This is a genomic window from Massilia niabensis (genome assembly GCF_042655085.1).
Lineage (GTDB): Bacteria > Pseudomonadota > Gammaproteobacteria > Burkholderiales > Burkholderiaceae_D > Telluria > Telluria niabensis.
In genome coordinates, this window is sequence record NZ_JBHSMU010000007.1 from 44323 (window position 1) to 70029 (window position 25707).

Annotated in this window: 25 protein-coding genes; 13 read left to right on the forward strand and 12 right to left on the reverse strand. The window is 64.9% G+C overall.

The features are described from left to right. Positions 1-7 precede the first annotated feature (7 nt). Positions 8-1078 (forward strand): sugar-transfer associated ATP-grasp domain-containing protein, encoded by a 1071-nt coding sequence (locus ACFPN5_RS06215; RefSeq protein ID WP_379781223.1) that lies wholly within the window; start codon positions 8-10, stop codon positions 1076-1078. Positions 1079-1202: 124 nt separating this feature from the next. Next, positions 1203-2855 (forward strand): CehA/McbA family metallohydrolase, encoded by a 1653-nt coding sequence (locus ACFPN5_RS06220; protein WP_379781225.1) that lies wholly within the window; start codon positions 1203-1205, stop codon positions 2853-2855. 49 nt (positions 2856-2904) lie between these two features. Here the strand turns inward: ACFPN5_RS06220 and bfr are convergent, their stop codons facing one another. Both bfr and ACFPN5_RS06230 read right to left on the reverse strand, forming a co-directional pair. Next, the gene (gene bfr / locus ACFPN5_RS06225; RefSeq protein WP_192055800.1) at positions 2905-3375 is read right to left on the reverse strand and encodes a bacterioferritin; all 471 of its coding nucleotides are present in this window, start codon (positions 3373-3375) and stop codon (positions 2905-2907) included. A 96-nt stretch (positions 3376-3471) separates the two neighbouring features. Beyond that, on the reverse strand, positions 3472-3684 hold the full coding sequence (locus tag ACFPN5_RS06230; protein WP_379781227.1) for a (2Fe-2S)-binding protein: 213 nt from the start codon (positions 3682-3684) through the stop codon (positions 3472-3474). 188 nt (positions 3685-3872) lie between these two features. Here ACFPN5_RS06230 and ACFPN5_RS06235 point away from each other — a divergent pair, with 188 nt between their 5' ends. The 4 genes from ACFPN5_RS06235 (at position 3873) to ACFPN5_RS06250 (ending at position 6906) form a co-directional block, all read left to right on the forward strand. Further along, on the forward strand, positions 3873-4130 hold the full coding sequence (locus tag ACFPN5_RS06235) for a FeoA family protein (protein WP_379781229.1): 258 nt from the start codon (positions 3873-3875) through the stop codon (positions 4128-4130). A 3-nt stretch (positions 4131-4133) separates the two neighbouring features. Next, the gene (feoB, locus tag ACFPN5_RS06240) at positions 4134-6014 is read left to right on the forward strand and encodes a ferrous iron transporter B (protein ID WP_379781231.1); all 1881 of its coding nucleotides are present in this window, start codon (positions 4134-4136) and stop codon (positions 6012-6014) included. Between the two features lie 2 nt (positions 6015-6016). Beyond that, positions 6017-6280 carry a DUF6587 family protein gene (locus ACFPN5_RS06245; protein ID WP_379781233.1) on the forward strand — a complete coding sequence of 88 codons (264 nt, stop codon included), beginning with the start codon at positions 6017-6019 and terminating at the stop codon, positions 6278-6280. 86 nt (positions 6281-6366) lie between these two features. Then, positions 6367-6906 carry an REP-associated tyrosine transposase gene (locus tag ACFPN5_RS06250; RefSeq protein WP_379781235.1) on the forward strand — a complete coding sequence of 180 codons (540 nt, stop codon included), beginning with the start codon at positions 6367-6369 and terminating at the stop codon, positions 6904-6906. A gap of 10 nt (positions 6907-6916) precedes the next feature. Here the strand turns inward: ACFPN5_RS06250 and ACFPN5_RS06255 are convergent, their stop codons facing one another. After that, complete coding sequence (locus ACFPN5_RS06255) at positions 6917-7822, reverse strand: DUF72 domain-containing protein (protein ID WP_379781237.1); 906 nt, start codon at positions 7820-7822, stop codon at positions 6917-6919. An 84-nt stretch (positions 7823-7906) separates the two neighbouring features. Beyond that, positions 7907-9487, reverse strand: coding sequence for a methyl-accepting chemotaxis protein (locus ACFPN5_RS06260; protein WP_379781239.1), 1581 nt, complete (start codon positions 9485-9487; stop codon positions 7907-7909). A gap of 205 nt (positions 9488-9692) precedes the next feature. Between ACFPN5_RS06260 and ACFPN5_RS06265 the strand changes: the two genes are divergently transcribed. The 3 genes from ACFPN5_RS06265 to ACFPN5_RS06275 are packed head-to-tail and all read left to right on the forward strand — an operon-like array spanning position 9693 to position 11592. Further along, the gene (locus ACFPN5_RS06265; protein ID WP_379781241.1) at positions 9693-10364 is read left to right on the forward strand and encodes a glutathione S-transferase; all 672 of its coding nucleotides are present in this window, start codon (positions 9693-9695) and stop codon (positions 10362-10364) included. Positions 10365-10370: 6 nt separating this feature from the next. Next, a complete protein-coding gene (locus tag ACFPN5_RS06270; protein WP_379781243.1) occupies positions 10371-11147 on the forward strand; it encodes a 5'-3' exonuclease in 777 nt (258 codons plus the stop codon). Between the two features lie 43 nt (positions 11148-11190). Continuing rightward, on the forward strand, positions 11191-11592 hold the full coding sequence (locus ACFPN5_RS06275) for an ANTAR domain-containing response regulator (RefSeq protein WP_379781245.1): 402 nt from the start codon (positions 11191-11193) through the stop codon (positions 11590-11592). Between the two features lie 26 nt (positions 11593-11618). Here ACFPN5_RS06275 and ACFPN5_RS06280 read toward each other — a convergent pair whose 3' ends face one another. Then, positions 11619-12341 (reverse strand): helix-turn-helix domain-containing protein, encoded by a 723-nt coding sequence (locus tag ACFPN5_RS06280; RefSeq protein ID WP_379781247.1) that lies wholly within the window; start codon positions 12339-12341, stop codon positions 11619-11621. 234 nt (positions 12342-12575) lie between these two features. On the opposite strand from ACFPN5_RS06280, the gene ACFPN5_RS06285 reads away from it, so the two are divergent. Next, positions 12576-14387 (forward strand): sensor domain-containing phosphodiesterase, encoded by a 1812-nt coding sequence (locus tag ACFPN5_RS06285; RefSeq protein ID WP_379781249.1) that lies wholly within the window; start codon positions 12576-12578, stop codon positions 14385-14387. 166 nt (positions 14388-14553) lie between these two features. On the opposite strand, the gene ACFPN5_RS06290 is transcribed toward ACFPN5_RS06285, so the two are convergent. From ACFPN5_RS06290 to ACFPN5_RS06300, 3 genes are all read right to left on the reverse strand, one after another. Beyond that, on the reverse strand, positions 14554-16254 hold the full coding sequence (locus ACFPN5_RS06290) for a methyl-accepting chemotaxis protein (RefSeq protein ID WP_379781251.1): 1701 nt from the start codon (positions 16252-16254) through the stop codon (positions 14554-14556). Positions 16255-16443: 189 nt separating this feature from the next. Continuing rightward, positions 16444-17544: a tRNA 2-thiouridine(34) synthase MnmA gene (mnmA, locus tag ACFPN5_RS06295; protein WP_379781253.1), complete on the reverse strand. Its 1101-nt coding sequence runs from the start codon at positions 17542-17544 to the stop codon at positions 16444-16446. 1 nt (position 17545) lies between these two features. Continuing rightward, a complete protein-coding gene (locus tag ACFPN5_RS06300) occupies positions 17546-18043 on the reverse strand; it encodes an NUDIX hydrolase (RefSeq protein WP_379781255.1) in 498 nt (165 codons plus the stop codon). 261 nt (positions 18044-18304) lie between these two features. On the opposite strand from ACFPN5_RS06300, the gene ACFPN5_RS06305 reads away from it, so the two are divergent. The 3 genes from ACFPN5_RS06305 to ACFPN5_RS06315 are packed head-to-tail and all read left to right on the forward strand — an operon-like array spanning position 18305 to position 21223. Next, positions 18305-19417: a Re/Si-specific NAD(P)(+) transhydrogenase subunit alpha gene (locus ACFPN5_RS06305; protein ID WP_379781257.1), complete on the forward strand. Its 1113-nt coding sequence runs from the start codon at positions 18305-18307 to the stop codon at positions 19415-19417. Positions 19418-19430: 13 nt separating this feature from the next. Beyond that, the gene (locus ACFPN5_RS06310; protein ID WP_379781259.1) at positions 19431-19757 is read left to right on the forward strand and encodes an NAD(P) transhydrogenase subunit alpha part 2; all 327 of its coding nucleotides are present in this window, start codon (positions 19431-19433) and stop codon (positions 19755-19757) included. Further along, positions 19754-21223 (forward strand): NAD(P)(+) transhydrogenase (Re/Si-specific) subunit beta, encoded by a 1470-nt coding sequence (locus tag ACFPN5_RS06315; protein WP_379781261.1) that lies wholly within the window; start codon positions 19754-19756, stop codon positions 21221-21223. Before ACFPN5_RS06310 ends, ACFPN5_RS06315 begins: the two co-directional genes overlap by 4 nt. 74 nt (positions 21224-21297) lie before the next feature. Here ACFPN5_RS06315 and ACFPN5_RS06320 read toward each other — a convergent pair whose 3' ends face one another. The 4 genes from ACFPN5_RS06320 to ACFPN5_RS06335 are packed head-to-tail and all read right to left on the reverse strand — an operon-like array spanning position 21298 to position 25635. After that, on the reverse strand, positions 21298-22491 hold the full coding sequence (locus ACFPN5_RS06320; protein ID WP_379781263.1) for a UbiH/UbiF/VisC/COQ6 family ubiquinone biosynthesis hydroxylase: 1194 nt from the start codon (positions 22489-22491) through the stop codon (positions 21298-21300). Between the two features lie 2 nt (positions 22492-22493). Then, complete coding sequence (gene pepP, locus ACFPN5_RS06325; RefSeq protein ID WP_379781265.1) at positions 22494-23822, reverse strand: Xaa-Pro aminopeptidase; 1329 nt, start codon at positions 23820-23822, stop codon at positions 22494-22496. After that, positions 23819-24544, reverse strand: a complete 726-nt coding sequence (gene murU, locus ACFPN5_RS06330) for an N-acetylmuramate alpha-1-phosphate uridylyltransferase MurU (protein ID WP_379781268.1) — start codon at positions 24542-24544, stop codon at positions 23819-23821. The genes pepP and murU overlap by 4 nt, the downstream gene beginning before the upstream one ends. A gap of 20 nt (positions 24545-24564) precedes the next feature. Further along, on the reverse strand, positions 24565-25635 hold the full coding sequence (locus ACFPN5_RS06335) for an aminoglycoside phosphotransferase family protein (RefSeq protein WP_379781270.1): 1071 nt from the start codon (positions 25633-25635) through the stop codon (positions 24565-24567). Positions 25636-25707 lie beyond the last annotated feature (72 nt).

Sequence of the window (25707 nt, forward strand, 5' to 3'; positions counted from 1 at the left end):
GATTCGGATGCAAGTCGTAAAAGATATCAAGCGTGCCTGGGCGCACCTGCGTTCGGGGAAGGGCGGACACGCTTACCTGCCGTTCTGGCGCCAGTCGATGGAGATGGGCGCCTTGTTCCTGTTGCGCGGCATCGGCCCCGGCTACTACCTGCAGGCGCGCTGGTGGCGGCCATCGGTGCCGTTCGCCGACAAGTGGGCGCACGTCAACCGGAAGGAATACAACGCCTTCATCGACCGCTGGAACCGCCCGGGTTATCAGAAGAGCTCGCAGCACAAGGTGATCGAGAAGGCCATCCTGCAACTGGTCGGCGTGCCGACGCCCGAATTCATCGGCTACCTGCACCCGCAGCGCGGTGCGCGCGCCGATGGCGTCGCCCTGCGCGGCGCCCAGGATCTTGAGCAACTGTGCCGGGAATTGATGGGGAAAAAGGTCTGCTTCAAGCCGGTGGAAGGCTATGGCGGCGCCGGCTTCTCGGCGTTCGAGATCGGCCAGGCGGGCGAGCAGCCCGTGTTCCGCCATCCGGTCACCGGTGCCGAAACGTCGATCGCCGACTGGTGGCAGCTTGCCGGAAAGAACCGCGAAGGCTATATCGTCGAGCACTACCTGCACCAGCACCCGGTACTATCAAGCATCCATCCGAATTCGGTGAACACCCTGCGCATCTGGCTGTACCAGGCGCGCGGCGAATGCCGCATCGCCGGCGCTTTTCTCCGCGTGGGGCGCAAGGGCAGCATGGTCGACAACACGAGCCAGGGCGGCATTTTTTGCCCGGTCGAGCTGGAAACGGGCATCCTGACTTATGCGGCGAACGCGAAAAATCCGCTCGAGACCATGGATGCGCATCCCGACACGGGCGGGCGCATCAGCGGCGTGCAGCTGCCTTACTGGAAAGAATGCCAGGAAGTTGCAATGCAGGCGCTGCGGGCCTTCCCGCACGTGAATGTGGCGGGGGTTGACGTCGCGATCGCCGTGGATGGACCGCGCATGATCGAACTCAACGTGCGTCCGGACCAGATCGGCTGCGCACGCATCAATTTGCCGCTGAAGCAGGTCGACCGCTGGATGCGTGCGGCATAGACGGAAGACGACGCGGGAGCGCGCTGCACGCCGCTGTCCTTTTGTCAAAAAAAGTATAAATATTGGCAACGTGCAAGGGCGCTAGCGCAAGTTGAACTCATGATGCAATTGCAACAATTGCATCATGAAAACCTTAATCCTCCCCCCAGTCCGCCTCGCCTTGTTCTTGATGTGCTGCTGCGCGCCCGGCGCATACGCCAGTCCGGACGAACACAGCGAATTCGAAGCCACCCTGCATGCGCCTTACCGGGCTGCCAGTCCCGGGATGTCCGAAGCGCGCACTTTCACCCTCGCTTTCGATTTCCCGAATGCGCGTACGCCCCAGGTCGTCGACTGGCAACTCGAAGTGATCCACCTGCGCGGGCGCGTCGTGCGCCGCTGGCAGGGCAGCACGCCCATGCCGCAGGGGCCGGTGTCGGTCGCGGTGCCGTGGTCGGGACTCGATTCGGGCAAGCTCGCCGCCGGGATCTACCAGGTGCGCCTGCGCGCCGGCAGCCGCGATGCAGGATCGAACACGCCCTCGCCGGACGTCCACGAGCAGGCCTGGCAGATCGAAATCGGCCCGCCCCAGGCGCCAGCCTTGCCGCGTTTTGCGCCACTCCCCGTGGCCAGGGGCCCGCTGGCCGCCGCGCCGGCCCCGGCATCGCTGCCCTACACCATCTACTTCGGCAACCTGCACAGCCAGACCAACCACAGCGACGGCGGCGCCGAACTGTCCGACTGCAAGGGCGCCAAGGAACCCCTGAGCGCGAAGTACGGTCCGGACGCGGCCTTCGCCTACGCCCGCCAGCACGGCCTCGACATCCTCGTCACGTCCGAGCACAACCACATGTTCGACGGTTCCGACAGCACCCAGGTGGAAGCCGATCCGGCCACGGCCAAAGGGCTCTATCGGAAGGGACTCGAGAGCGCGGCAAGCTTCAATGCCGCGCATCCAGACTTTCTCGCCGTGTACGGGATGGAGTGGGGCGTCATCAACAAGGGCGGCCACATCAACATTTTTAATAGCGATCAATTGCTCGGCTGGGAAAAAAATGCGAAGGGCGAGCTGCTGGCCGACCTGAATACGCCGCGCAGCGATTACGCCGCGCTCTACACCCTGATGCGCCAGCGCGGCTGGGTGGGGCAGTTCAACCACCCGTCGATGAGCGGGCAGTTCAGCGTGGGTGGCACCGCGCTCGGCTATACGGCCGATGGCGATGAGGCGATGGCGCTCTGCGAAGTGGTCAACAGCACCGCGTTTTCAAAAAATGACAAGGAAGGCGAAACCCGCCGCAGCAATTTCGAGATGGCCTGCAACAAGGTGCTGGAAGCCGGCTTCCACGTTGCCTTCAGCACCAACCAGGACAACCATTGCGCGAACTGGGGCACGGCCTACACCAACCGCACCGGCGTCCTGATCCCGAATGGCGTGCCCCTGAGCCAGGCCAGCTTCATTGACGCCTTGAAAGCCCGGCGCGTGTTCGCGACGATGGACAAGAGCTCGCAACTGGTGTTGACGGCCAACGGCCGGATGATGGGCGAGCGGTTGACGAACACCGGACCCCTGACGCTGGTCGCGAATTTCGCGAGTTCAAGCGGCAAGCAGGTGGCGTCGGTGGCCATCATGGAAGGCGTGCCGGGAAGGGGAGGCAACGTGACGCAGATGTCGAGCGAGGCGAGCGTGACCTTCACGCCAAGCGTTGGCGCGCATTTTTATTATGCGAAGGTGACGCAGGCCGACGGCAACGTGTTGTGGTCGGCGCCGGTATGGGTGACGCAGGAGGCGGGGAAATGAGGGGGCGCCGGCGATCCCAGGATCGCCGGTCCGCTCAAACAAACGGCGCTTACTCCACCATCTGGCTCTGCAGGTAATTCTGGATCCCGACTTTCACGATCAGGTCGAGCTGGGTTTCCAGCCACTCGATATGCTCTTCGGTGTCTTCGAGGATGACCAGCAGCAGGTCGCGCGACACATAGTCGGCGGCGGCTTCGGCGGCGGCGATGCCTTCCTTGACGGTGAGCTGGGCGGCGCGCTCGAGCTTCAGGTCGGCGGCCAGCATTTCCTCGGTGTTTTCGCCGATCAGGAGCTTATGCAGCGCCTGCAGGTTCGGCAGGCCGTCGAGCATCAGGATGCGGTCGATCAGCTTGTCGGCGTGCTTCATCTCGCCGATCGATTCGTCGTATTCCTTCTTGCCGAGCTTGAAGAAGCCCCAGTGGCGGTACATGCGCGCGTGCAGGAAATACTGGTTGACCGCGGTGAGTTCGTTGGTCAGCTGCGCGTTGAGCAGCCGGATGACGTTGGGATCGCCCTTCATGATTTTTTGCCTTGTTGTGGTGTGCGTTAACCGCAACTATAGCAAAAGGGGGCGCGGGCGCGCGGCAAGAACCGCTTGCGCCCGTAAGAAATTGAATCAGGCCGGCTGCGAAGCGCGGAAGCTCAGTTCGGTAACAACGGTCTTGCTGTCGATCGCCTCATGCAGGACTTCGCGAGCGTAGCTGATGCACTTGCCGCAGTCGGTGCCCAGGCCCAGTTCCGCACGCAGTGCGGCAATCGAGGTGATGCCAAGGTCGACGGCCTGGCGGATTTCACGGTCGGAGATGTTGTTGCAAACACAGACGATCATCGAAGTAGTTCCCTGGCATTGTCGGTTAAATAATGAGAATCGTTCTCATTCGTGTTCTATTCTGAGGAAACTTTTCGAGGAACGCAAGCGGTTTTGTCGTGTGATCGTCCTGCAAATAGAAATTATTCGCATTTAGGTTTATGATGCTCGTATCTGTCTCATCAGCGCTACATCACCGGACCGTCGCCATGACCCTAGCCCCAACTTTGACCACGCTCGATACCCTGAAGGTCGGGCAGAGTGCCACCGTGATCCACCTCGCGCCGACCGCGCAGGGCGGCGTCGACGTGCCGCGCCGGCTGATGGAGCTCGGCTTCGTGCCGGGCGAACGCATCCGCATGCTGAAACGCGGCCTGCCGGGCGGCCCGGTCGCGGTCAAGGTCGGCGAGTCGACCTTCGCGCTGCGCAAGTTCGAAGCGGCGCTCGTCTCCATTCAGCCGGAATAATCGATGGGTGTCATGGAACAACAGGTGGCGACCGGGTCGCCCCTGATCGCATTGCTCGGTAATCCGAACTGCGGCAAGACCGCGCTGTTCAACCGTCTCACCGGCGCGCGCCAGAAGGTCGCGAACTATGCCGGCGTCACCATCGAACGCAAGGAAGGCAGCTTCACTTCGCCCGCCGGACGGGCGCTGCGCGTGCTCGACCTGCCGGGCGCCTACAGCCTGTCGGCCCAGACCCCGGACGAAGCAATCACGCGCGACGTCGTGGCCGGCCTGCGCGATGGCGAACGGGCGCCCGACGCCGTCATCTGCGTCGTCAACGCGACCAACCTGCGCCTGAACCTGCGCCTGGTGCTGGAAATCCAGCGCCTCGGGCTGCCGATGCTGCTGGCCCTGAACATGGTCGACGTCGCCAAAAAGCGCGGCATCGAGATCGACACGGCCAAGCTGTCGCAGGAACTGGGCATGCCGGTGGTGGAGACCGTCGCCATCCAGGCCGGAGGCGAGACGGCGCTGCTCGAGGCGCTCGACCGCATGAACCTCGATAGCCCGGTCCAGCCCAAGCCCTTATCTAGCATCGACGCGGTGCCGGTCGAACAGACCCAGCGCGAAGTGCGCCGCATCCTCGACGCCTGCGCCAGCTTCGCGCACGACAAGGGCAACCTGTCGGAAAAGATCGACAACGTAGTGCTGCACCCGGTCATCGGGCCGGTCCTGCTGGCCGCGTTGATGTTCGTGATCTTCCAGGCCGTGTTCAGCTGGGCCGAGGCGCCGATGGACCTGATCACCGGGACGGTGGAGGGCATCGGCAGCTGGATCGGCGGCGCCATGCCGGAAGGTCCCCTGCGCAGCCTGATCGTCGACGGCATCATCGCCGGCGTCGGCGGCGTGCTGGTGTTCCTGCCGCAGATCCTGATCCTGTTCTTCTTCATCCTGATCCTGGAAGACATCGGCTACCTGCCGCGCGCGGCCTTCCTGCTCGACCGCATGATGGGCGGCGTGGGGCTGTCCGGCCGTGCCTTCATTCCGCTCTTGTCCTCGTTCGCCTGCGCGATTCCCGGCGTGATGGCCGCGCGCACCATCCAGAACCCGCGCGACCGCCTGGTGACGATCATGATCGCGCCGCTGATGACCTGCTCGGCGCGCCTGCCGGTGTACGCCCTGATCATCGCCGCCTTCATTCCCGAGCGCGAGGTCGGTATCTTCAACCTGCAGGGACTGGTGCTGTTCGTGCTGTACGCGATGGGCATCGTCAGCGCCATGGCGGTGGCCTGGTTCATGAAGCGGCGCAGCGGCGGCAAGCAGCATCCGCTGCTGCTGGAACTGCCGTCCTATCACTGGCCGCACCTGCCGACGCTGGCAATGGGCCTGTGGGAGCGCGCGAAGATTTTCCTGATGCGCGTGGGGACCCTGATCCTGACGCTGATGATCCTGCTCTGGTTCCTGTCGAGCTTCCCGGGGGCGCCGGAAGGCGCCACGCAGCCGCCGATCTATTACAGCGTCGCGGGCATGCTGGGCCGCGCCCTGGCGTTCATCTTCGAGCCGATCGGCTTCGGCTGGCAAATCTGCATCGCGCTGGTGCCGGGCATGGCCGCGCGCGAAGTGGCGGTCGGCGCCCTGGGCACCGTGTATGCGCTGTCGGCTTCGGGCGACGACGTCGCCAATACCCTGGCCCCCCTGATCGCCGGCTCGTGGCCGCTGGCCACTGCCCTGTCGCTGCTGGCCTGGTACGTCTATGCGCCGCAGTGCATCGCCACCCTGTCGGTGGTGCGCCGCGAAACCGGCAGCGCCAAGTACGCCTGGATGATGGCCGGCTACATGTTCGCGCTGGCCTATGTCGCCTCGTTCATCACCTACCGCGTCGCGCTGGCGCTCGGCGGAGGCTGACCATGTGGCAGGAACTCGTCGTCGCGTTGGCGGTGCTCATCGCCGCCGTGTATGTCGGCGCGAAATACCTGCCGGCCGCCTGGCGCCTGCGCATCGTCAACCGGCTCTCGAGCGGTGGGGCCGACTCGAAGCTGGTGCGCTGGCTCGACACCGGCGGCAGCTGCGGGGGAGGGTGCAAGACGTGCAATACGTGCGAGACGCCCGCCGAGCCGGCGCCGCCGGCCGGGGGCAAGCATCGCGTCATCAAATTGCACGAGAAGCGATAAACGGGGTCGACGAATTTCGTACCGTCTGCGTCCCGATTGACTTAACACATCTGTAACCACGTGGCGCCGCATTACGATGCAAAACTATGTCGCGCTACTTTCGCCCCCTTGCTGGCTCCACCTACTTCTTCACGATCGTCGCTCACCAGCGGCGTCCCATCTTCTGTAACCCGGCCATCCGGTCGAGCCTCGCCCAGGCGATCCAGTGCGTGCGGGATACCCGGCCGTTTGTGGTCGACGCCTGGGTTCTGCTGCCTGATCACATGCATTGCATCTGGACGCTGCCTGAGGGCGATGTCGATTATGCGACGCGCTGGCTGGTGCTGAAACGGTATGTGTCCCTCGATGTTGGACGGCGCCTGCAGGAATCGGCCTTCATGGACCCGTCCGAGCATCATCGGCGCGAGGCGAATCTTTGGCAGCGCCAGTTCTGGGAACACCAGATCCGCGACGACAGCGATTTTGACCGGCACATGGATTACGTTCATTTCGATCCGGTCAAGCACCGCCACGTCGAGCGTGTCCGCGATTGGCCGCATTCGACCTTTCATCGCCATGTGCGCGAAGGGACGTATGCGATGGATTGGAACGGGTCCGCCGAGCTCGCCAGGATGTGCATCGATTAGGGCCCCAGCTTCAGGCCGGCGACAGGCCGACCACGTCGAGGGCAGGGTCCGCACCCAGGGCCGCGATCAGGCGCTGCGCATCATACGGCGCATGCACCTTGATGTCGTTATCGAAGTAGCAGTAAACATCCCGGCTGGCCCGCTTCACAGGCGCCTGCGGCGACACCCTGCACCCATCCTCCGGCTGCCCGCCCGTGCTCCAGGCCCGGATTCGCGACGCCCAGAGCGCGATTGCCTCGTCGTTGTAGCCGCTCGCGTACAGCTCCTTGTCGCCGTGCAGGCGGATGTAGACGAAGTCCGCCGTCACGTCCTCGATATATGGCCAGCGGCCCGCGGTGTCGGCCGCCACCAGCGCGATGTTGTACTTGCGCAGCAGGGCGATAAAACGTTCGTCGCGAAAGCTCTCGTGGCGGATTTCGACGGCGTGGCGCATGGGCCGCTTCGCGTCCATGGCGAGCGAGACCTTGCCCTCCATGCGCGACTGGTACTGGGACGCGAGCGCCAGCGCCGCTTCGGTATCCTGGGGCAGCAGGCTGAAAAAGCGCTCGAAGCGTTCCGGGTCGAATTTCACCATCGGCGGGAACTGCCACAGGAAGGGGCCGAGCTTGTCGCGCAGCTCGAACACGCCCGAGGCCATCACATTCGCCAGCGGGCCTTCGATGTCGTTCAGCTTGAGCATGTGGGTGATGAAGCGGTTGCCCTTGACCGCGAACAGGAAGCCCGGCGGCGTGGCCCGGTACCAGCTGGCATAGCTCTCGGGGCGCTGCAGCGAGTAGAACGAGCCGTTGATCTCGATCGTCGGCAACTGGCGCGAGGCGTAGTCGAGCTCGCGCGCCTGCGCCAGCCCGCCCGGATAGAACACGCCGCGCCATGGCACGTAGCGCCAGCCGGAGATGCCAATGTGGATCTTGCCCATGCATCCATCATAGTTGGGGCCGCCCGGTGGCTCGGTGCGCTGCCGTACCATGGCCGGCCCGGCAACTGCCTGCCTCTATCCCGGTCACGCCGCCAGTAACAGACGCTTCTCGCTTCCGGCCGCCACCTTGAACACCCCGACCACCTCCGCCAGGCGACTGGCCTGCTGGCGCATGGCTTCAGCCGATGCCGCCGCCTCTTCAACCAGCGCCGCGTTCTTCTGGGTGACCCCATCCATCTCGGCAATCGCCTGGTTGATCTGCCCGATTCCCGCTTCCTGCTCTTCACTGGCGGCCGTGATGTCGGCGATGATCCCGTGCACCTGGCGCACGCTCGTGACGATGTCGTCCATCGTCGCGCCGGCGTCCCGCACCAGGGCACTGCCGGTAGCGACGCGACTTACCGAATCGTCGATGAGCGCCTTGATTTCCTTCGCGGCTCCGGCCGAGCGCTGCGCCAGCGTGCGCACTTCACCGGCAACGACGGCAAAGCCGCGTCCCTGTTCGCCGGCGCGCGCCGCTTCGACCGCAGCATTCAGGGCCAGGATGTTGGTCTGGAAGGCGATGCCGTCGATGACACCGATGATGTCGACGATCTTGCGCGAAGACGTATTGATCGATTCCATGGTCTGCACCACCTGCTGCACCACGCTGCCGCCACGCACGGCCACTTCAGCGGCAGATACCGCAAGGCGATTGGCCTCGCGTGCATGCTCGGCATTCTGCTGCACGGCGCTCGTGAGCTGCTCCATTGAGGAGGCTGTTTCTTCGAGCGACGCCGCCTGCTGCTCGGTACGCGCAGCCAAATCATGATTGCCGGCCGCGATCTGGGCCGAGGCGCTGGCAATGGCATGGATACCGACGTCGACTTCGCCGACGATCGTGTTCAGGCTGCCGTTCATGTCGCGCAGGGCGTCGAGCAGGTGCGCCGTCTCGTCGCTGCCGCGCACGTCGATCACCGTGGTCAGGTCGCCGGCGGCCACGGTGCGCGCCAGCGTTACGGCGCGCGTTAGGGGGCGCGCGATGCTGCGCGAAAGTGATACGCCAAACAGCATCAGCAGACCGGACAGCGCAAGGGTGGCGGCCGAGAACCAGAGCACACGGGGCCAGAACACGGCCCCGACGGTATCCATGTAGACGCCCGAGCCGATTACCCAGCCCCAGCCTGCCACCCCCTTCACGTACGACACCTTCGGCACCGGCGCGTCCTCACCGGGCTTTGGCCACATGTATGAAATGAACCCGGCGCCATCCTTGCGCACGATGTCGACGGCGACGCTGAACAGGCGCAGGCCGTGCGGGTCGGCAATCTGGCCGATCTCCTGGCCGTCGAGTTCCGGTTTCGTCGGATGCATCATCATGCGCGGCTGCATGTCGTTGACCCAGAAATACTCCGACCCGCTGTAGCGCAGCGTTTTCAGGTCGGCCAGGGCGGCCCGTTTCGCATCCGCCTCGGGTACGGTGCCTGCGGCCGCGGCCTCGCGGTGGCGCTCGACGATTCCCGTCGCCACTTCGACCGCCTGGCGCACGCCGTGGCTGCGCTCGTCGAGAATCAGGTTGCGTTCTGAAATGAGGAAGCAGGCGGCGACGATGGCCATGCCGAGGCCGGTGCAGATCGTCAGCAAGCCCAGCTTCTGGGAGATGTTAAGGCGGAAGAGGTTTCGCATGGTGAGCATCAAATGTGGCCGGTGCAGGAGTGTGTTGGCCGGCAAGGGGTGGCATGCTGAGGTGTGATAAGTAATAACCCGTAAAGAGTTGCCAAGTATAAAACAACTATTGCATTAAAAAAACATTAATGAACAAAAGATCGCTTGGCTTTTTGTAACGACGCAACAGTGCTAAGCTAACGCTCCTTTGCTCCAAGGCCGTTTTATGATCACCGTCCATCACCTGAACAATTCGCGCTCGCAGCGCATCCTCTGGCTGCTCGAAGAGCTGGGCGTGGCATACGAGATCAAGAAATACCAGCGCGACCCGAAGACGATGCTGGCGCCGCCCGAGCTGAAGGCCGTGCACCCGCTGGGCAAGTCGCCGGTCATCACGGACGGCGACACAACCGTGGCCGAGTCCGGCGCGATCGTCGACTACCTGGTCGAGCGCTACGGCAACGGGCGCCTGGCACCGCCGGCCGGCACGCCGGAAAAGTTGAAATACACGCATTTCCTGCACTTCGCCGAAGGCTCGGCCATGCCGCCGCTCCTGATGAAACTGGTGTTCGACCGCATCGAGAACGGGCCGATGCCGTTCTTCGCCAAGCCGATCGCGCGCAGCATCGCGCGCAAGGTGAAATCCAGCTTCATCAACCCGAACATCCAGAACCAGCTCGACTATCTCGAATCGGAACTGGCAAACCGCGAGTGGTTCGCCGGCAGCGACTTCAGCGCCGCCGACATCCAGATGAGCTTCCCGCTGGAAGCGGCGGCCTCGCGCGCAGGCTTGAAAGCGCAGTACCCGCGCCTCACCAGCTTCCTGCAGCGCATCCACGCGCGCCCGGCCTATGCACGCGCGCTCGAGCGCGGCGGCAAGTACGACTTCGCCAGCTAAGATGCCATGCCGAAGCTGCTCGCGATCGACGGCCTGAACATCGTGCGCCGGGTCTTCGAGGCCAGCCCGGAGCCCGACTCCGACCTGAAGGCCAGCATCGCGCTGCGCCACGCGTTCTCGTCGTTTCGCAACCTGCTCGAGGCGCACGCGCCGACCCACGTGCTGGCCGCGTTCGACCACGGCGGCGACACCTGGCGCCACGCGCTCTATCCGCGCTACCGCGAGCATCGCGACCCGATGCCCTCCTGCCTGCGCGAAGCGCTGCCGGAGTTCCAGGCGCGCTTGAGCACGGCCGGCGTGCACGTGGTGGTGGTGCCGGAAGTGGAAGCGGATGACGTGCTCGCCACCTGCGTGATGCGCTGGCTCGGGGAAAACCGGGGCGAGGCGATCGTCGCCACCACCGACAAGGACCTGCACGTGCTGATCGCGCACGGCGCCCTGGTGTGGGACCATTTCAAGGGCGAGTGGCACGACGACGCCTGGGTGCGCAACAAGTTCGGCATCGCCCCCGAGCAGCTGCACGACCTGCTCGCGCTGATGGGCGACGCCACCGACGGCGTGCCGGGCGTGTCGAAAATCGGCATGAAGACGGCCGCGCGCCTGCTCAATGCCTACGGCAGCCTGGACGCCGTCATGGCCGGCGCCGGCATCCTGAAGACCCCGCTGGGCGAGAGGCTGCGCGCCGAGCGCGATATCCTGTACCTGTCGCGCCAGCTCGTGGAGCTGAAAACCGACGTGCGCCTGGGCGTGACGTGGAAAATGCTGGCCTACGATTCGCCATAAGATTCACCATGAAATTCACCCTGACATCCAGAAGGACCCGGCTATGCTCAAGGCAGTACTAGTCGATTCGAACGCGGTATCGCGCGGCCTGTTGAATACGGTGCTGCAGGACGGCGGCTACGAGGTCGTCGGCCAAACGCATACCGCCCACGGGGCGCTGCTGCTGGCCGCCAAATTCCATCCGCAGATCGTGTGCATCGCGCGCGAGCAGGTGGAGGAGGGCGGCCCGGACGGCAGCGGCATCGTCGAGCAGCTGCGCACAGCGCTGCCGAAAACCCTGATCTTCATGGTCTCCGGCACCTTCGATGCACCCACCATCGAGGCAGCCGTGGCGCGCGGCGTGCACGGTTTCATCGTCAAGCCGTTCAAGGCCGACACCGTGCTGAAAACCATCCGCAACACGGTACTTGCCCTGGTGCGTCGGCAGCAGGCTGGCGGCGCCTGATTGTTGGCGCTTAAGTTCGTCGGCGTCTAAGTTCGTCGGCGCCTGAGTTCGTCCCCCGCGATCGCCGCCAGTTCGCCGAGCGCGCGCAGTTCGCGTTCGCGCAGGCGGCGCGGTTCGCGGTCCATCACGCACAGCGCGCCGAGGCGGTAGCCACGGCTGTCGGCCAGCGGAAAGCCGGCGTAGAAGCGCACCTGCGGCTCGCCCCTGACCAGCGCACTCTCCCGGAAGCGGCTGTCGAGCTGCGCATCGGGCACCACCAGCGGCCCATGCTGTTCGATCGTGACACTGCAGAATGCATCGGCGCGCGGCGACTCCGCCAAGGCAAGGCCGACCCGCGCCTTGCACCACTGGCGCTGCGCCGTCACCAGCGTGAGCAGGGCAATCGGGCACCCGGTCACCTCGCCGGCAAGCCAGGCCAGGCGGTCGAACACGGCTTCCGGCGCGCTGTCGAGAAGGCCGCTTGCCTGCACTGCCGCCAGGCGCGCCCGTTCATGGCCTGGCAGGGCGCCCGGGTCCTGGGGTGAAATGTCGGCGGACTTGGCCACGCTCTGCAAGCCGGCGCGTTCGCGCAGCAGGGCGCTGACGTCGGAAAGGCGCACACGGCGGTGCCCACCCGGCGTCTTCCAGGCCGGCAGCACACCGTTCTCGATCCAGAGCTGGGCCGTGCTCACCGCAATGCCCAGCAACCGGGCCGCTTCGCGCGTCGTCAGGACCGGGTCGCCCGGCTCACCGTGGCAGGACGGATACATGATGTTTTTTTTACCAAAGCAATGAATGTCCGCATTCTACGTGAGCAAGCGCGAAAATGCCGAAATTGATGATTGCTGAACAGCCGCTATTATTAACCGTTCACAATTTGCCACTTAATTGTGACATGGCCTGACAATTTAGTTGACTGCTGGAAATTTGACGATCAGAATGAAGATCATCATCATTTTTCAGCACTCAGCGATCGGCCCGCAGCCGGCAGTTACAAGGACACCATGAGTCACCCACCGCCGGCGCAGCTGGAAGCAGCCCGTCTCGACGCACTGCGCAAGCTCGACCTGCTCGATACGCCGCCGAATGAGGCATTCGACCGTATCACGCGCATGGCGGCCCAGCTGTTCAAGCTGCCGATTGCCGCAGTCTCGCTGACCGACACCGACCGCCAGTGGTTCAAGTCGCGTGTCGGCGTGGCGCATTGCTCGATTCCGCGCGAGCGCGCACCCTGCGCCGAGGTGGCCGACACGGCCAGCATGCTCGTCATTCCCGACTTGCTGGATGACCCGTTCTACTGCGACAGCCACCTGGCCGCCAATGGTGTGCGCTTTTATGCGGGTGCGCCCCTGAACACGCGCGACGGTTACTGCCTGGGGGCGATGTGCGTGCTCGGCCTCGAGCCGCGCAGCTTCAGCGACACCGAGCGCGCGGGCCTGGCCGACCTGGCCGCGATGGTCATGGACCAGGTCGAACTGCAGCACGCGCTCGGCCGCGTCGACCCGGTCAGCGGCATTCCGAACCGCACCCAGTTTTTTGACGACATGGCCGACCTGGCGATCGACCGTCCCGAGGGCGAGGCGCGCCTGGCCGCGCTGGTGAACCTGGCCACGGTCGAGCAGCTGAGCAATGCGGTACGCGCCATGGGCGCCGCCTATCTGGACGAAATCGCGCGCGAGGCGGCGCGCATGCTGCGCACCGCACTAGGGCCGACGCGCCGCCTGTACCACGTTGGCGTGACCCAGTTTGCCTTCCTGGCCGAACCGGGCGAGGACCTCGGGGACTTCTGCGACTGGCTCGGTGCCTGGCTCGACCTGCGTGCTGCCAGCATGACCTCGCGCTTCGTTACGACCAGTACCTTCGGTGTCGTGCCGTTCGCAGTCGGTGGCGTCCAGCCACTGGAGCTGCTGCGCGACTTGTACAGCGCCGCGATCGGCGCACTCGACGGTCCGCATCGCGTGCGCGTCTTTTCGGCCGAGCAGAACGCTGCAGTCGTGCGGCGCTTCCGCCTGGTGAACGAGTTCGGCGCCGCGCTCGACGACGACAGCCAGCTGCGCCTCGTGTACCAGCCGAAGGTCGAGCTGGCAACCGGGCGCTGCGTTGGCGCCGAAGCGCTGCTGCGCTGGCGCCACCCGGCCCTGGGCGAGGTGTCGCCCGGCGAATTCTTCCCTGTCATCGAACAGACCGTGCTGGCCCGTGCGACAACGCGCTGGGTGATCGAGCGCGCGCTGCGCCAGCTAGCGAGCTGGCACCGCGCCGGGCTGGCGCAGCAGGTGGCGGTAAACGTGTCGGCGGTGAACCTGCTCGAGCCGGACTTCTGTGCCTGGGTGCTGGCGCGCCTGCGCGAGCACGACTTGCCCCCCACGGCGCTCGCCATCGAAATCACCGAAAGCGCCCTGATGGGCAACCGCCAGCTCGCCGGCGCCACCCTCGACGGCCTCGTTGCCGGCGGCGTGCAGCTGGCGATCGACGATTTCGGCACCGGCTACAGCAGCCTGGCCTACTTGCAGAGCATGCCGGCCAAAGTGGTGAAGATCGACCAGAGCTTTGTCCGCGACCTCGACCAGGACGAACGCAAGCGCGCGCTGGTGGCCACGATGATCAAGCTCTCGCACGACCTGGGGCAGGTGGTGGTGGCCGAAGGGGTGGAGACGGCGGCGGAGGCCCAGTTCCTGCGCGGCGCCGGTTGCGACCAGGTGCAGGGCTACCTGTACGGCCGCCCGATGGCGCCCGAGGATTTCGAGCGTTGGGTGTGCGCCAAGTGGACGCTGCCGCGTCCGCGGGTTGCGCGCCAGCTCGAGCCGGCCTGCGCCTGAAGGCGCATACTCGCCGACGTGAAAAGCATACCGTAGGGTGGACGGGTCTCCCGTCCACGCGTTCAACTGGCACAAGATCAATCGAGCAGGAATGTCAGGCGTGATTTGAACGCGTGGACGGCAGAGCCGTCCACCCTACGTCCTGCCTCGTGCGGTAACTACGCTTTTAAAACTCTTCCCAACCATCTGCGCCCGCCGTTGCGGTTTCCGCCTTAGGCGCTTTCGCCTGTGGCTTGGCCGCAGCACGCGCTGCCTTCGCAGCAGGTGGGGCAAGCCGCGTCGCAGCGGGCTTTGCGACAGCGACAGCCGCCGGCTGCGCCTCCTCCCCGATACGGAACACCGCCACCGTGGTCGCCAGCGTCGCCGCCTGCGTGCGCATCGCGTCGGCGGCGGCCGAGGTTTCCTCGACCAGCGCGGCGTTCTGCTGGGTCACCTGGTCCATCTGGGTGATGGCCTGGTTGATCTGCTCGATGCCGGCGCTCTGCTCGCGGCTGGCTGCGCTGATCTCGCCCATGATGTCGGTGACGCGGCGGATGCTTTCGACAATTTCTTCCATCGTGCCGCCGGCCTCGGCCACCAGGCGGCTGCCGTCGCCGACCTTCGCGTTCGAGTCGGCGATCAGGCCCTTGATGTCCTTGGCCGCGGCTGCCGAGCGCTGGGCCAGGTTGCGCACTTCGCTGGCGACGACCGCGAAGCCGCGGCCCTGCTCGCCGGCGCGCGCCGCTTCCACGGCGGCATTCAGCGCCAGGATATTGGTCTGGAAGGCGATGCCGTCGATGACGCCGATGATGTCGGCGATCCGGCTCGACGAGGCATTGATCGCGTCCATCGTGCCGACCACCTGGCCGATCACCTGGCCGCCGCGCTCGGCGACTTGCGAGGCCGCATCGGCCAGCGTGCTCGCCTGGCGCGCGTTTTCGGCGTTCTGCTTGACGGTCGAGGTCAGTTCTTCCATCGACGACGCCGTCTCTTCCAGCGCGCCGGCCTGCTGCTCGGTTCGCGCGGAGAGATCGAGGCTGCCGGCGGCCACTTGCGACGAGCTCGATGCGATCAGGTCGGTGCCCTTGCGTACCGTCGAGACGGTGGCGACCAGACTGGCGTTCATCTTTTTCAGGGCCGCGAGCAGCTGGCCCAGTTCGTCGGTCGAGGTGACTTCGATCCGGCTGCTCAGGTCGCCGGCGGCAACCGTTTCAGCGATTGCCAGCGCACGTGCGACCGGGGTGGTAATCGAGGCCGTGATGCGCCAGGCGGTGAAGGCTGCCAGCAGCAGGATTGCGGCGCTCAGCGCGTACAGGGTCGTCACCGTGTTGTCGTAGGTCGTGTGGGCCTGGGCCACAGCCTGGTCGGCGAGCTTCTTCTGCAGGTCGATCTGCGCGTTCAGGGTCTTGCGGAATTCGGCCAGCTGCGGGCGATATTCGGCTTGCAGGTAAGTGGCGGCGCCGGCGAGGTCATCCGCGCCGACGCGGCGCATCAGCTCGTTCTGGCCGGCGACGAACTTCAGGTTGTGTTCCTGGTTCTGGCGCAGCAGTGCCTTGCCTTCGTCGCTGACGATCGTTTGCTGGAGCCTGGACAGGATCTCGGCGATCGACGCGCGCGCCTTTTCGATATCGGCTGCCTGCGCCTTGCGGTCGGCGGGGTCCGCGTTAAGCATCATGTTGCGCAGGGCGAGCGAGATGGTGTTGACACGGTGGAGCACATCGTTCGATGCCTCGATCTTGGGCATGTAATTGTTGACGATGACCTCGCTACCCTGGCTGATACGGCTGAGCATGCTGCTGCTGAACAGGACGATGACGATCAGGAAGGCACAGAGGATGCCGAAGCCGGCGAAAAGCCGGGTCCGGACGCGCAGGTTTGCAAGGTTCATGGTCTACGTTGTTCTAATGGTTATCTGGGCAGGACAGGCTCCCGGATGGGGCAGCCTGTCTTTGTATTTGCCGTGCGGCAACCTAGAGTAACGTCTTCAGATTTGCAAACTCAATGACGGAAGATCAAGAACAGCGAGATATATTGACGGTGTGTTGCTTTTGCACCTAAATAGTGCGAACGGTCGTTCTTATACGAGGGCGCCGTCGATGATGCCGCCGCCGAGGCAGATGTCGCCGTCGTACAGCACGGCCGACTGGCCCGGCGTGACCGCCCACTGCGGATCGGTAAAGTCGAGCGCAAAACGGTCCAGCCCGTCCGCAGCCACGGTACAGGCCACGTCTGCCTGGCGGTAGCGCGTCTTGGCCGACAGCAGGCCCGCCGGCGCTTCGCCCGAAACCCAGCTGGCCTGGCCGGCCTCGAGGCGGTTTGACAGCAGCCACGGATGGTCGTGGCCCTGCACGATATATAGCGTGTTGCTGGCGATGTCCTTGCGCGCCACGAACCACGGCTCGCTGGTGCCGTCCGCATTCCGGTGCGACTTCAGGCCGCCGATGCCAATGCCTTTGCGTTGGCCCAGCGTGTAGAACGACAGGCCGATGTGTTCCCCCACAAGCTGGCCGTTGTCGAGCTTGATCGGGCCGGGCTTGTGCGACAGGTAGCGATTCAGGAAGTCGCGGAACGGCCGCTCGCCGATAAAGCAGATGCCGGTGGAATCCTTCTTGGCCGCGTTCGGCAGCTTCAGCTTTTCCGCGATCTGGCGCACTTCCGTCTTCGGGATTTCGCCGAGCGGGAACAGCGACTTCGACAACTGCGCCTGGTTTAGGCGGTGCAGGAAATAGCTCTGGTCCTTGGTGTGGTCGAAGGCCTTTAACAGCTCGAACTTGCCGGCCGAATTCTCCCGCACGCGCGCGTAGTGGCCGGTGGCGATCAGGTCGGCGCCGAGCTTCATTGCATGGTCGAGGAAGGCCTTGAACTTGATCTCGGCATTGCACAGCACGTCCGGGTTCGGCGTGCGGCCGGCCTGGTATTCACGCAGGAATTCGGCGAACACGCGGTCCTTGTATTCGGCGGCGAAATTCACCGCTTCGATGTCGACCCCGACCACGTCGGCCACGCTGGCCGCGTCGATCCAGTCCTGGCGCGACGAGCAGTATTCGGAGTCGTCGTCGTCTTCCCAGTTCTTCATGAACAGGCCGACCACGTCGTAGCCCTGTTCCTTCAGCATCCAGGCCGCGACCGAGGAGTCGACTCCGCCCGACATCCCGATCACGACTTTTTTCTTGCTCATGTTACGTCCGGTTGGTTGTCAGCTCTTCCGCGAATACTGACGGGTGGGTGTACAGCAGGGCCAGTTCGGTGCGCTTGCCGGCCAGGTAATCGTCCACGCACTGCAGCACGATCGGGCTGCGGTGGCGCTCGGCACTGGCGGCGATTTCATCGCGCGTCATCCACAGGGTGCGCAGGATGCCGTCGTCGAGCGGCTGGTCGTATTGCTTGCCGGCCGTGCCGCAGAAGGTAAAGCGCAGGTAGGTGATGTCGGCATTGCGCGACTTCGAGTAATAACGCGACATGTACATGCCGACCAGCCCTGTCGGGATGAATTCATGCGCCGTCTCTTCGATCGACTCGCGCATCACGGCCTGCTCGAGCGATTCGCCCGGGTCCAGGTGACCGGCCGGCTGGTTCAGCTTGATGCCTTCGCTCGTCTCTTCCTCGATCAGGAGGAAACGGCCATCCCGTTCGATGATGGCGGCAACGGTGACTGACGGTCTGAAGGTATGGGTCATGCGCGTCCTCGACAAATGAGCCGACATTCTACAGCGGTGCGCAGAGGGTTGCTCGACGGTACGTGTGCAATGCAGCAAAAAAGCACCAGTTACCGCCATTTGATACAACAAACGTGGCCAGCGCGCCCCATCTGTGTCGTATTTACCCCCGCCTTGGCGAGCAAATTTGGCCGTTGCCCGGACCTGTCATTTTAACTAGCAAAAAGGCTATGTTTACGTGGTAGATTGTGAACACAACACTAATATAGCAAGGAGGAATGCATGAGAATCGGCATTCCGGCCGAAACACGGCCGGGCGAGACCCGCGTAGCGGCAACTCCGGAAACAGTGAAAAAACTAGCGGCAAAACATCAAATCGTGGTTCAAGCAGGCGCCGGCCTGCACGCGGCGGTGACGGACGAGGCCTATGCCGCCGCCGGCGCCACGGTCGGCAGCGCCGACGACGCGCTCGCCTGCGACATGGTCCTGAAAGTGCGCGCCCCGAACGAATCCGAGCGCGCCCGCATGCGCCCTGGCACGGTCGTGGTCGGCATGTTGAATCCTTTCGATGCTGAGAATATCGCCGCCATGGCGAGCAGCCGCCTGACCGCCTTTGCGCTGGAAGCGGCGCCGCGCATCACGCGCGCGCAGTCGATGGACGTGCTGTCCTCGCAGGCGAATATTGCCGGCTACAAGGCCGTGATGCTGGCGGCGAACACGTATCAACGCTTCATGCCGATGCTGATGACTGCCGCCGGCACGGTCAAAGCCGCGCGCGTGCTGATCATGGGTGTCGGCGTGGCCGGCCTGCAGGCGATCGCCACCGCCAAGCGCCTCGGCGCCGTGATCGAAGCCTCCGACGTGCGCCCGCCCGTCAAGGAACAGGTCGAGTCGCTCGGCGCGAAATTCATCGACGTGCCTTTTCTTACCGACGAAGAGCGCGAAATCGCGCAAGGCGTGGGCGGCTACGCGCGCCAGATGCCGGCCGACTGGATGCGCCGCCAGGGAGAGCTGGTGCACGAGCGCGCACGACAAGCCGACATCATCATCACCACCGCCCTGATTCCCGGACGCGCGGCGCCAACCCTGATTCGCGAGGAAACCGTGCGCGCCATGAAGCCCGGCTCGGTGATCGTCGACATGGCGATCGAGCAGGGCGGCAACTGCCCGCTCACCGAACTGGGCAAGACCGTCGTCAAGCATGGGGTCTACATCATCGGCGAGCCGAACCTGGCCTCGCTGGTGGCGGCCGACGCCTCGGCCCTGTACGCGCGCAACGTGCTCGATTTCTTAAAACTCGTGATCGACAAGGACGACAAGTTCGTGATCGACCAGGAAGACGAGATCGTGCGCGCCACGCTGCTGTGCCATGGCGGCGAAGCGTTGCGCAAATAACAAGGAGAGCGATATGGAAATCAGCCACACCATCATCAACCTGATCATCTTCGTGCTGGCGATCTACGTCGGCTACCACGTTGTCTGGACCGTCACGCCGGCGCTGCACACGCCGCTGATGGCAGTCACCAACGCCATCTCCGCCATCATCATCGTCGGCGCCATGCTGGCCGCCGGCCTGACCGAAGGCGCGCTCGGCCAAAGCATGGGCACGCTCGCGGTGGCGCTGGCCGCCGTCAACGTGTTCGGCGGCTTCCTCGTCACCCAGCGCATGCTGGAGATGTTCAAGAAGAAGGAGCCGAAGGCACCAAAGGCCGCGCCACAGAAGGAGGCTGCATGAACTACATCAGCATGAATGTGGTCACGCTGCTCTACCTGGTGGCCTCGGTCTGCTTCATCCAGGCACTGAAGGGGTTGTCCTCGCCGTCGACGGCGCGCCTGGGCAATACCTTCGGCATGGCCGGGATGGCGATCGCGGTGGCGACGACGATTGCCCTGATTTTTAAAATGCAGGCCGAATTCGCCGCCCGTAGCGGCGATGGCGGCGGCATGGGCTTTCCGCTGGTGCTGCTCGGCGTGATTGTCGGCGGCGCGATCGGGGCCTACGCCGCGAAAAAGGTCGAGATGACCAAGATGCCGGAACTGGTGGCGGCGATGCACTCGCTGATCGGCCTGGCTGCCGTCTGCATCGCGGTGGCCGCCGTATCTGAGCCCTGGGCCTTCAACATCGCCGAGCGCGGCGGCGCGCTGCCGTTCGGGAACCGGCTCGAGCTCTTCATCGGCACCTTTGTCGGCGCGGTAACCTTTTCCGGCTCCGTGATCGCCTTCGGCAAACTCTCGGGCAAATACAAATTCCGCCTGTTCCAGGGTGCGCCGGTGCGCTTTGGCGGCCAGCACATCCTGAACCTCGTCATCGCGATTGCCATCATCGCGCTCGGCCTGGTGTTCTGCTTCTCCGATGCGGTGGAGCCGGCCTGGACCCCGTTCGTCATCATGACCGCGCTCTCCTTCGTGCTGGGCGTGCTGATCATCATCCCGATCGGCGGCGCCGACATGCCGGTGGTGGTGTCGATGCTGAACTCGTACTCGGGCTGGGCGGCGGCCGGCATTGGCTTCTCGCTGAACAACTCGATGCTGATCATCGCCGGCTCGCTGGTGGGCTCGTCGGGCGCGATCCTCTCGTACATCATGTGCAAGGCGATGAACCGCTCGTTCTTCAACGTGATCCTGGGCGGCTTCGGCGGCGAGGCGGTGGCCGCCGTGGGCGGCGCCCAGGAACAGCGCCCGGTGAAATCGGGCTCCGCCGAAGACGCGGCCTTCATCCTGCAGAACGCGGAATCCGTGATCATCGTCCCGGGCTACGGCCTGGCGGTGGCGCGCGCCCAGCACTCGGTGAAGGAACTGGTCGACAAGCTGACCGAGCACGGGGTCAACGTGCGCTATGCGATCCACCCGGTGGCGGGGCGCATGCCGGGCCACATGAACGTGCTGCTGGCCGAGGCCGAGGTGCCCTACGACCAGGTGGCCGAGATGGAAGACATCAACGGCGAATTCGGCCAGACCGACGTGGTGCTGGTGCTGGGCGCGAACGACGTCGTCAATCCGGCCGCGAAAGACCCGAAGTCGCCGATCGCCGGCATGCCGATCCTCGAGGCGTACCGGGCGAAGAGCATCATCGTCAACAAGCGCTCGATGGCCTCGGGCTATGCGGGTCTCGATAACGACCTGTTCTACATGCCGAACACGATGATGGTCTTTGGCGACGCGAAGAAGGTGATCGAGTCGATGGTCAAAGCAGTGGAGTAGGAGATTTTGTAGGGTGGGCTCCGCCCGGTGAACCCGTCATTGAGGCCATTGGCCTCAATGACCCCTACGAAAACCTAGCCCTGCCTGTGCGGCAGCAACGCCGACCCGCCCCTTCGCCCATACATCATCAGTTCCGCCAGCAGCGTGCGCGCCGGTTTTACCGCGTCCAGCGTCGCCAGTCCCAATCCGAGCACCGACTGCAGCGGCCCGCTGCCGACAAAGGCCCTGGCCATGGCATCGGTCAGGGCGATCGTCACTTGCCGGTCCTGCGCCCGTTCGTCGATGAAGCGCCCGATGCCTTCCGGCCCCGCGCAACGCGCCAGCAGGCGTGCCAGCACCGCCGCGTCGCGCAGGCCCAGGTTCAGGCCCTGTCCGGCGACCGGATGCAGCGTCTGCGCCGCGTTGCCGATGGCGACCGTGCGCGTGGTGGCGCGCGGCTCGGCGTTGAGCCCAAGCGGGTAGGCGAAGCGCGCCGACACTTTAGTAAAACGCCCCAGGCGCGTACCGAAGGTTTCGCCCAGTTCAGCCAGGAAGCGTTCCTCATCCATCGCCTGCAGCAGCTCGGCGCGCCCGGGCCGTACGCACCAGACAAGTGCATAGCCGTGACCATCGGCGCCATCCTGCGGCAGCAGCGCCAGCGGGCCCTCATCCGTAAAACGCTCGAAGGCGCGGTGCGGGATCGGGTTGCTCGCCGTGACGCGCGCGATCACGGCGCTCTGGCCGTAGTCGCGCAGGCGTGTGCCAATGAGCGCCTTGTCTTCCTGCGCACCGAACACGCCGCCCTCGGCACCGACCACGACCTGCGCGGTGAGGGTACGGCCGTCGTCGAGCGCCAGCGTCACGTGCTCGCCAGATTCATCCAGGGTGGCGACGCGCGCCGGCCGGATCACCTCGATCCCGGCACGCTCCACGGCGCGCGACAGCGCATCGACCACGTCGCCGTAGCGCGCGACGTAGCCCAGCGCATCGAGCTTGTGCTCGTCGCGGTCCAGCAAGCTGCGCCCGAAATAACCGCGGCGCGAGACGTGGATAGTGTGGATCGGCGTCGCCGCAAAGGACCATGCCCCGATTTCTTCCAGCAGCTGGCGGCTGCCCCAGGCCAGCGCAATCGAGCGCGGGTCGGAAATCGCCTGGCCGAGCGCGCGCGCGTCGATCAGCGCGATGCGTTTGCCCTCGACGCCGCGCCGCGCCAGCAGGGCGGCCAGCGCCAGGCCCACCGGCCCGGCGCCGCAGATCGCAACGTCGATATCGTCTTTGTGTTGTTCCATATTCAGCCTCTCATCAGCGCTTCGATCTCGAGCACGGTCTTCGGCGCGGCATCGGTCAGCACGCGCGGGCCCACGTCGCCGACGATGACGTCGTCCTCGATCCGGATGCCGATGTTCCAGAAGCGTTCCGGCACGCCGGGCGCCGGGCGCACGTAGATGCCCGGTTCGACCGTCAGCGCCATGCCTGGCATTAATAATCGCGAAGGCTTGCCCTCGCGCTCCAGGGCCCGGTAACTGCCGGTGTCGTGCACGTCCAGTCCCAGCCAGTGGCCGGTGCCGTGCATGTAGAAGGGCGTGTAGGCGCGCTCGGCGAGCACGTTGTCCACGCTGCCGTATTTGGCCTTGTCGAGCAGGCCGTGCTCGAGCATGCCCGCCGACAGGACCCGCAGCGCCGCTTCGTGCACGTCGCTGTAAGGGCGGCCCGGTTCGATTGCGGCCAGCGCCGCCGCCTGCGCGCGCAGCACCAGTTCGTACAGGGTTTTCTGCGGCTCGGAAAAGCGGCCGTTGACCGGGAAGGTGCGCGTGATGTCGGCGGCGTAGCTGTCGAATTCGCAGCCGGCATCGATCAGGACCAGGTCGCCATCCTGTGTTTGCGCGTTGTTGGCGCTGTAGTGCAGGATGCAGGCGTTGCCGCCTGCCGCCACGATCGGCGTGTAGGCCGGGAACTGGGCGCCGTTGCGGCGGAATTCGTGGAGCAGTTCGGCTTCGAGCTCGTATTCGAACATGCCGGGCCGGGCCGCGCGCATTGCCCGCGCGTGGGCCTGGCCGGAGATGCTTGCGGCGCGCTGCATCAGCGCCTGTTCCGCGTCGTCCTTCAGCAGGCGCATCTCGTCGAGAAGTGTCAGCAGGTGCTGCGTGCGCGACGGGGCGGCGATGCCGCTACGCGCTTTGGCGCGCACGGCCCGCAGCCAGCCCGCCACCCGGGCGTCGAGCGACGCGTCGTGGGCGATGGCATAGTACAGGCTGGGCACGTCGGCCAGCAGGCAGGCCATCTGCGCGTCGAGTTCGGACACGGGATACGCTTCGTCGAAGCCGAAGCTGTCGCGGGCCGCGGCCGGGCCATGGCGGAAACCGTCCCAGATCTCGCGATCGACATCCTTTTCGCGGCAGAACAGGATCGAGCGGGCAGGCGCATCGCCGCGCGCCGCGACCAGCACCAGCGCGCTTTCCGGTTCGGTGAAACCGGTCAAATAATAGAAATAGCTGTCGTGCCGGTAGGGGTAGTCGCTGTCGCTGTTCCGCGCCACCTCCGGCGCCGTGAACAGCACAGCCACCGCGCCGGGCTCCATGCCGGCTGCCAGGCGTGCGCGGCGGGCAGCGTAGGGGTTCACGCGCCGGCCCGCTTGGCCTTGGACAGCGGTGCGTTCAGTTCTTCCAGCTGTTCGACCGTGCCGACATTGACCCAGGGGCCATGGTAGATCTCGCCGCCGACGCGCTTTTGCTCGATGAACTTGCGCATCAGGGGACCGAACTTGAGGAATTCACCGGCTTTCACGCCGTCGAACATTTCCGGGCGATAGACGCCGATGCCGGCGAAATTCCACTTCGGGTCGCCCTCGTTGGCCAGCGTGTACATGTCGAGGCCGAAGTCGCCGTTCGGGTTGTGCCACGGGTTCGGCGTCAGGTACAGCCAGGCGATGTCGCGCTGGTCAGGCGGGATCGGCTGGCCGACCGCATCGTTGTCGGGCAGGGTGCCGAGCGCCTGCGAGAAATCGAAATAGGGCGCGTAGATGTCGCCCGACACGGCCAGGAAGGGTTCTTCGCCGAGCAGGTGCAGGGCGTTGGCGATACCGCCGGCCGTTTCCAGCGGGGTCGGTTCGTGCGAATAGACGATGCGCGCGCCATACTTGCTGCCGTCGCCCAGCTCGTCCTCGATCATGTGGCCGAGGTGCGAGTGGTTGATGACGATGTCGGTGATGCCGGCGCGTACCAGGTTCAGCACGTGCCAGGTGATCAGCGGACGGCCGCGCACCTTGAGCAGGGGTTTCGGGCAGGTGTCCGTCAACGGACGCATGCGCTCGCCGCGGCCGGCGGCGAAAATCATGGCTTTCATGGGCTTCCCTGGAAATGGGCTCAGAAGGTATAGCCGAACTGGGGCGCCTCGCCGTTGCCAAATGCGTCGAAGGTGTCGAGCAGGCGGATCAGGGGCTTGAGTTCAGTGTAGCGGTTGGCGGTCTTGCGCACGTAGTCCATCACGGTCGGCAGGTCGCCCATGTAGATCGCCTTGCCGTCGCGGTAGTTCAGGCGGCAGAAGATGCCGAGGATCTTCAGGTGGCGCTGCAGCGCCATGAATTCGAAGTCGCGGTAGAAGGCGTCGATGTCCGGGTTCACCGGCAGGCCAACCTGCTTGGCGCTCTGCCAGTAGCGCACGACCCAGTCCAGCACGATCTCTTCGTCCCACTGGATGTAGGCGTCGCGCAGGAGCGAGCCGAGGTCATAGGTGATGGGGCCGTAGACGGCGTCCTGGAAGTCGAGCACGCCCGGGTTGTCCTGGTCGAGGAACATCAGGTTGCGCGAGTGGAAATCGCGGTGCATGAACACTTGCTGCTGCGCCAGCACATTGGCGGTGATGGCTTCAAACACTTTATCCAGCTGAGCCTGCTGCTTCTCGTCCAGGGTGACGCCCAGGTGGCGGCCGATGAACCATTCCGGGAACAAATTCATTTCACGCAACACGAAGGCGCGGTCGAATTCGGGCAGCACCCCGGGGCGGCTGTTCAATTGGAACTTGATCAGGGCGTCGACCGCATCCGAGTACATGAAGGCGGCGTTGTCGGCGTCGAGGCGGGCCAGGTAAGTGGTGGTGCCGAGGTCCGACAGCAGCAGGAAGCCGCGCTCGACGTCGCGCGCGACGATGGCCGGCACGGTGACGCCGGCTTCGTGCAGCAGGCTTGCCACGTGGATGAAAGCGGGAACGTTTTCGCGCTCGGGCGGGGCGTCCATCGCGATCAGGGTGTCGCCGAGCTTGGCGCGTAGCGCCGGCGCCACATCGAGGCGGAAATAGCGGCGGAAGCTCGCATCCGACGACGCGGGACGGCGCGAACCGGCTTCCACCAGGCCGAGTGTGCCCAGCCATTCGGTCAGCAGCGCCAGGCGTGCATCCTGTTCAAGCGAAGTAGGGGTGTTTTGATACAAAGAAGACATGAAGCGTCCAGGAGAAGCCGGTTGAGGGGGACAATTCCCATATAATAAGGGATTCAATCCAAAAAATCGCCC

Coding starts and splice junctions, on each gene's coding strand:
- ACFPN5_RS06215 (WP_379781223.1), top strand. CDS start 8: ATGCAAGTCGTAAAAGATATCAAGCGTGCCTGGGCGCACCTGCGTTCG.
- ACFPN5_RS06220 (WP_379781225.1), top strand. CDS start 1,203: ATGAAAACCTTAATCCTCCCCCCAGTCCGCCTCGCCTTGTTCTTGATG.
- bfr (WP_192055800.1), bottom strand. CDS start 3,375: ATGAAGGGCGATCCCAACGTCATCCGGCTGCTCAACGCGCAGCTGACC.
- ACFPN5_RS06230 (WP_379781227.1), bottom strand. CDS start 3,684: ATGATCGTCTGTGTTTGCAACAACATCTCCGACCGTGAAATCCGCCAG.
- ACFPN5_RS06235 (WP_379781229.1), top strand. CDS start 3,873: ATGACCCTAGCCCCAACTTTGACCACGCTCGATACCCTGAAGGTCGGG.
- feoB (WP_379781231.1), top strand. CDS start 4,134: ATGGGTGTCATGGAACAACAGGTGGCGACCGGGTCGCCCCTGATCGCA.
- ACFPN5_RS06245 (WP_379781233.1), top strand. CDS start 6,017: ATGTGGCAGGAACTCGTCGTCGCGTTGGCGGTGCTCATCGCCGCCGTG.
- ACFPN5_RS06250 (WP_379781235.1), top strand. CDS start 6,367: ATGTCGCGCTACTTTCGCCCCCTTGCTGGCTCCACCTACTTCTTCACG.
- ACFPN5_RS06255 (WP_379781237.1), bottom strand. CDS start 7,822: ATGGGCAAGATCCACATTGGCATCTCCGGCTGGCGCTACGTGCCATGG.
- ACFPN5_RS06260 (WP_379781239.1), bottom strand. CDS start 9,487: ATGCGAAACCTCTTCCGCCTTAACATCTCCCAGAAGCTGGGCTTGCTG.
- ACFPN5_RS06265 (WP_379781241.1), top strand. CDS start 9,693: ATGATCACCGTCCATCACCTGAACAATTCGCGCTCGCAGCGCATCCTC.
- ACFPN5_RS06270 (WP_379781243.1), top strand. CDS start 10,371: ATGCCGAAGCTGCTCGCGATCGACGGCCTGAACATCGTGCGCCGGGTC.
- ACFPN5_RS06275 (WP_379781245.1), top strand. CDS start 11,191: ATGCTCAAGGCAGTACTAGTCGATTCGAACGCGGTATCGCGCGGCCTG.
- ACFPN5_RS06280 (WP_379781247.1), bottom strand. CDS start 12,341: ATGTATCCGTCCTGCCACGGTGAGCCGGGCGACCCGGTCCTGACGACG.
- ACFPN5_RS06285 (WP_379781249.1), top strand. CDS start 12,576: ATGAGTCACCCACCGCCGGCGCAGCTGGAAGCAGCCCGTCTCGACGCA.
- ACFPN5_RS06290 (WP_379781251.1), bottom strand. CDS start 16,254: ATGAACCTTGCAAACCTGCGCGTCCGGACCCGGCTTTTCGCCGGCTTC.
- mnmA (WP_379781253.1), bottom strand. CDS start 17,544: ATGAGCAAGAAAAAAGTCGTGATCGGGATGTCGGGCGGAGTCGACTCC.
- ACFPN5_RS06300 (WP_379781255.1), bottom strand. CDS start 18,043: ATGACCCATACCTTCAGACCGTCAGTCACCGTTGCCGCCATCATCGAA.
- ACFPN5_RS06305 (WP_379781257.1), top strand. CDS start 18,305: ATGAGAATCGGCATTCCGGCCGAAACACGGCCGGGCGAGACCCGCGTA.
- ACFPN5_RS06310 (WP_379781259.1), top strand. CDS start 19,431: ATGGAAATCAGCCACACCATCATCAACCTGATCATCTTCGTGCTGGCG.
- ACFPN5_RS06315 (WP_379781261.1), top strand. CDS start 19,754: ATGAACTACATCAGCATGAATGTGGTCACGCTGCTCTACCTGGTGGCC.
- ACFPN5_RS06320 (WP_379781263.1), bottom strand. CDS start 22,491: ATGGAACAACACAAAGACGATATCGACGTTGCGATCTGCGGCGCCGGG.
- murU (WP_379781268.1), bottom strand. CDS start 24,544: ATGAAAGCCATGATTTTCGCCGCCGGCCGCGGCGAGCGCATGCGTCCG.
- ACFPN5_RS06335 (WP_379781270.1), bottom strand. CDS start 25,635: ATGTCTTCTTTGTATCAAAACACCCCTACTTCGCTTGAACAGGATGCA.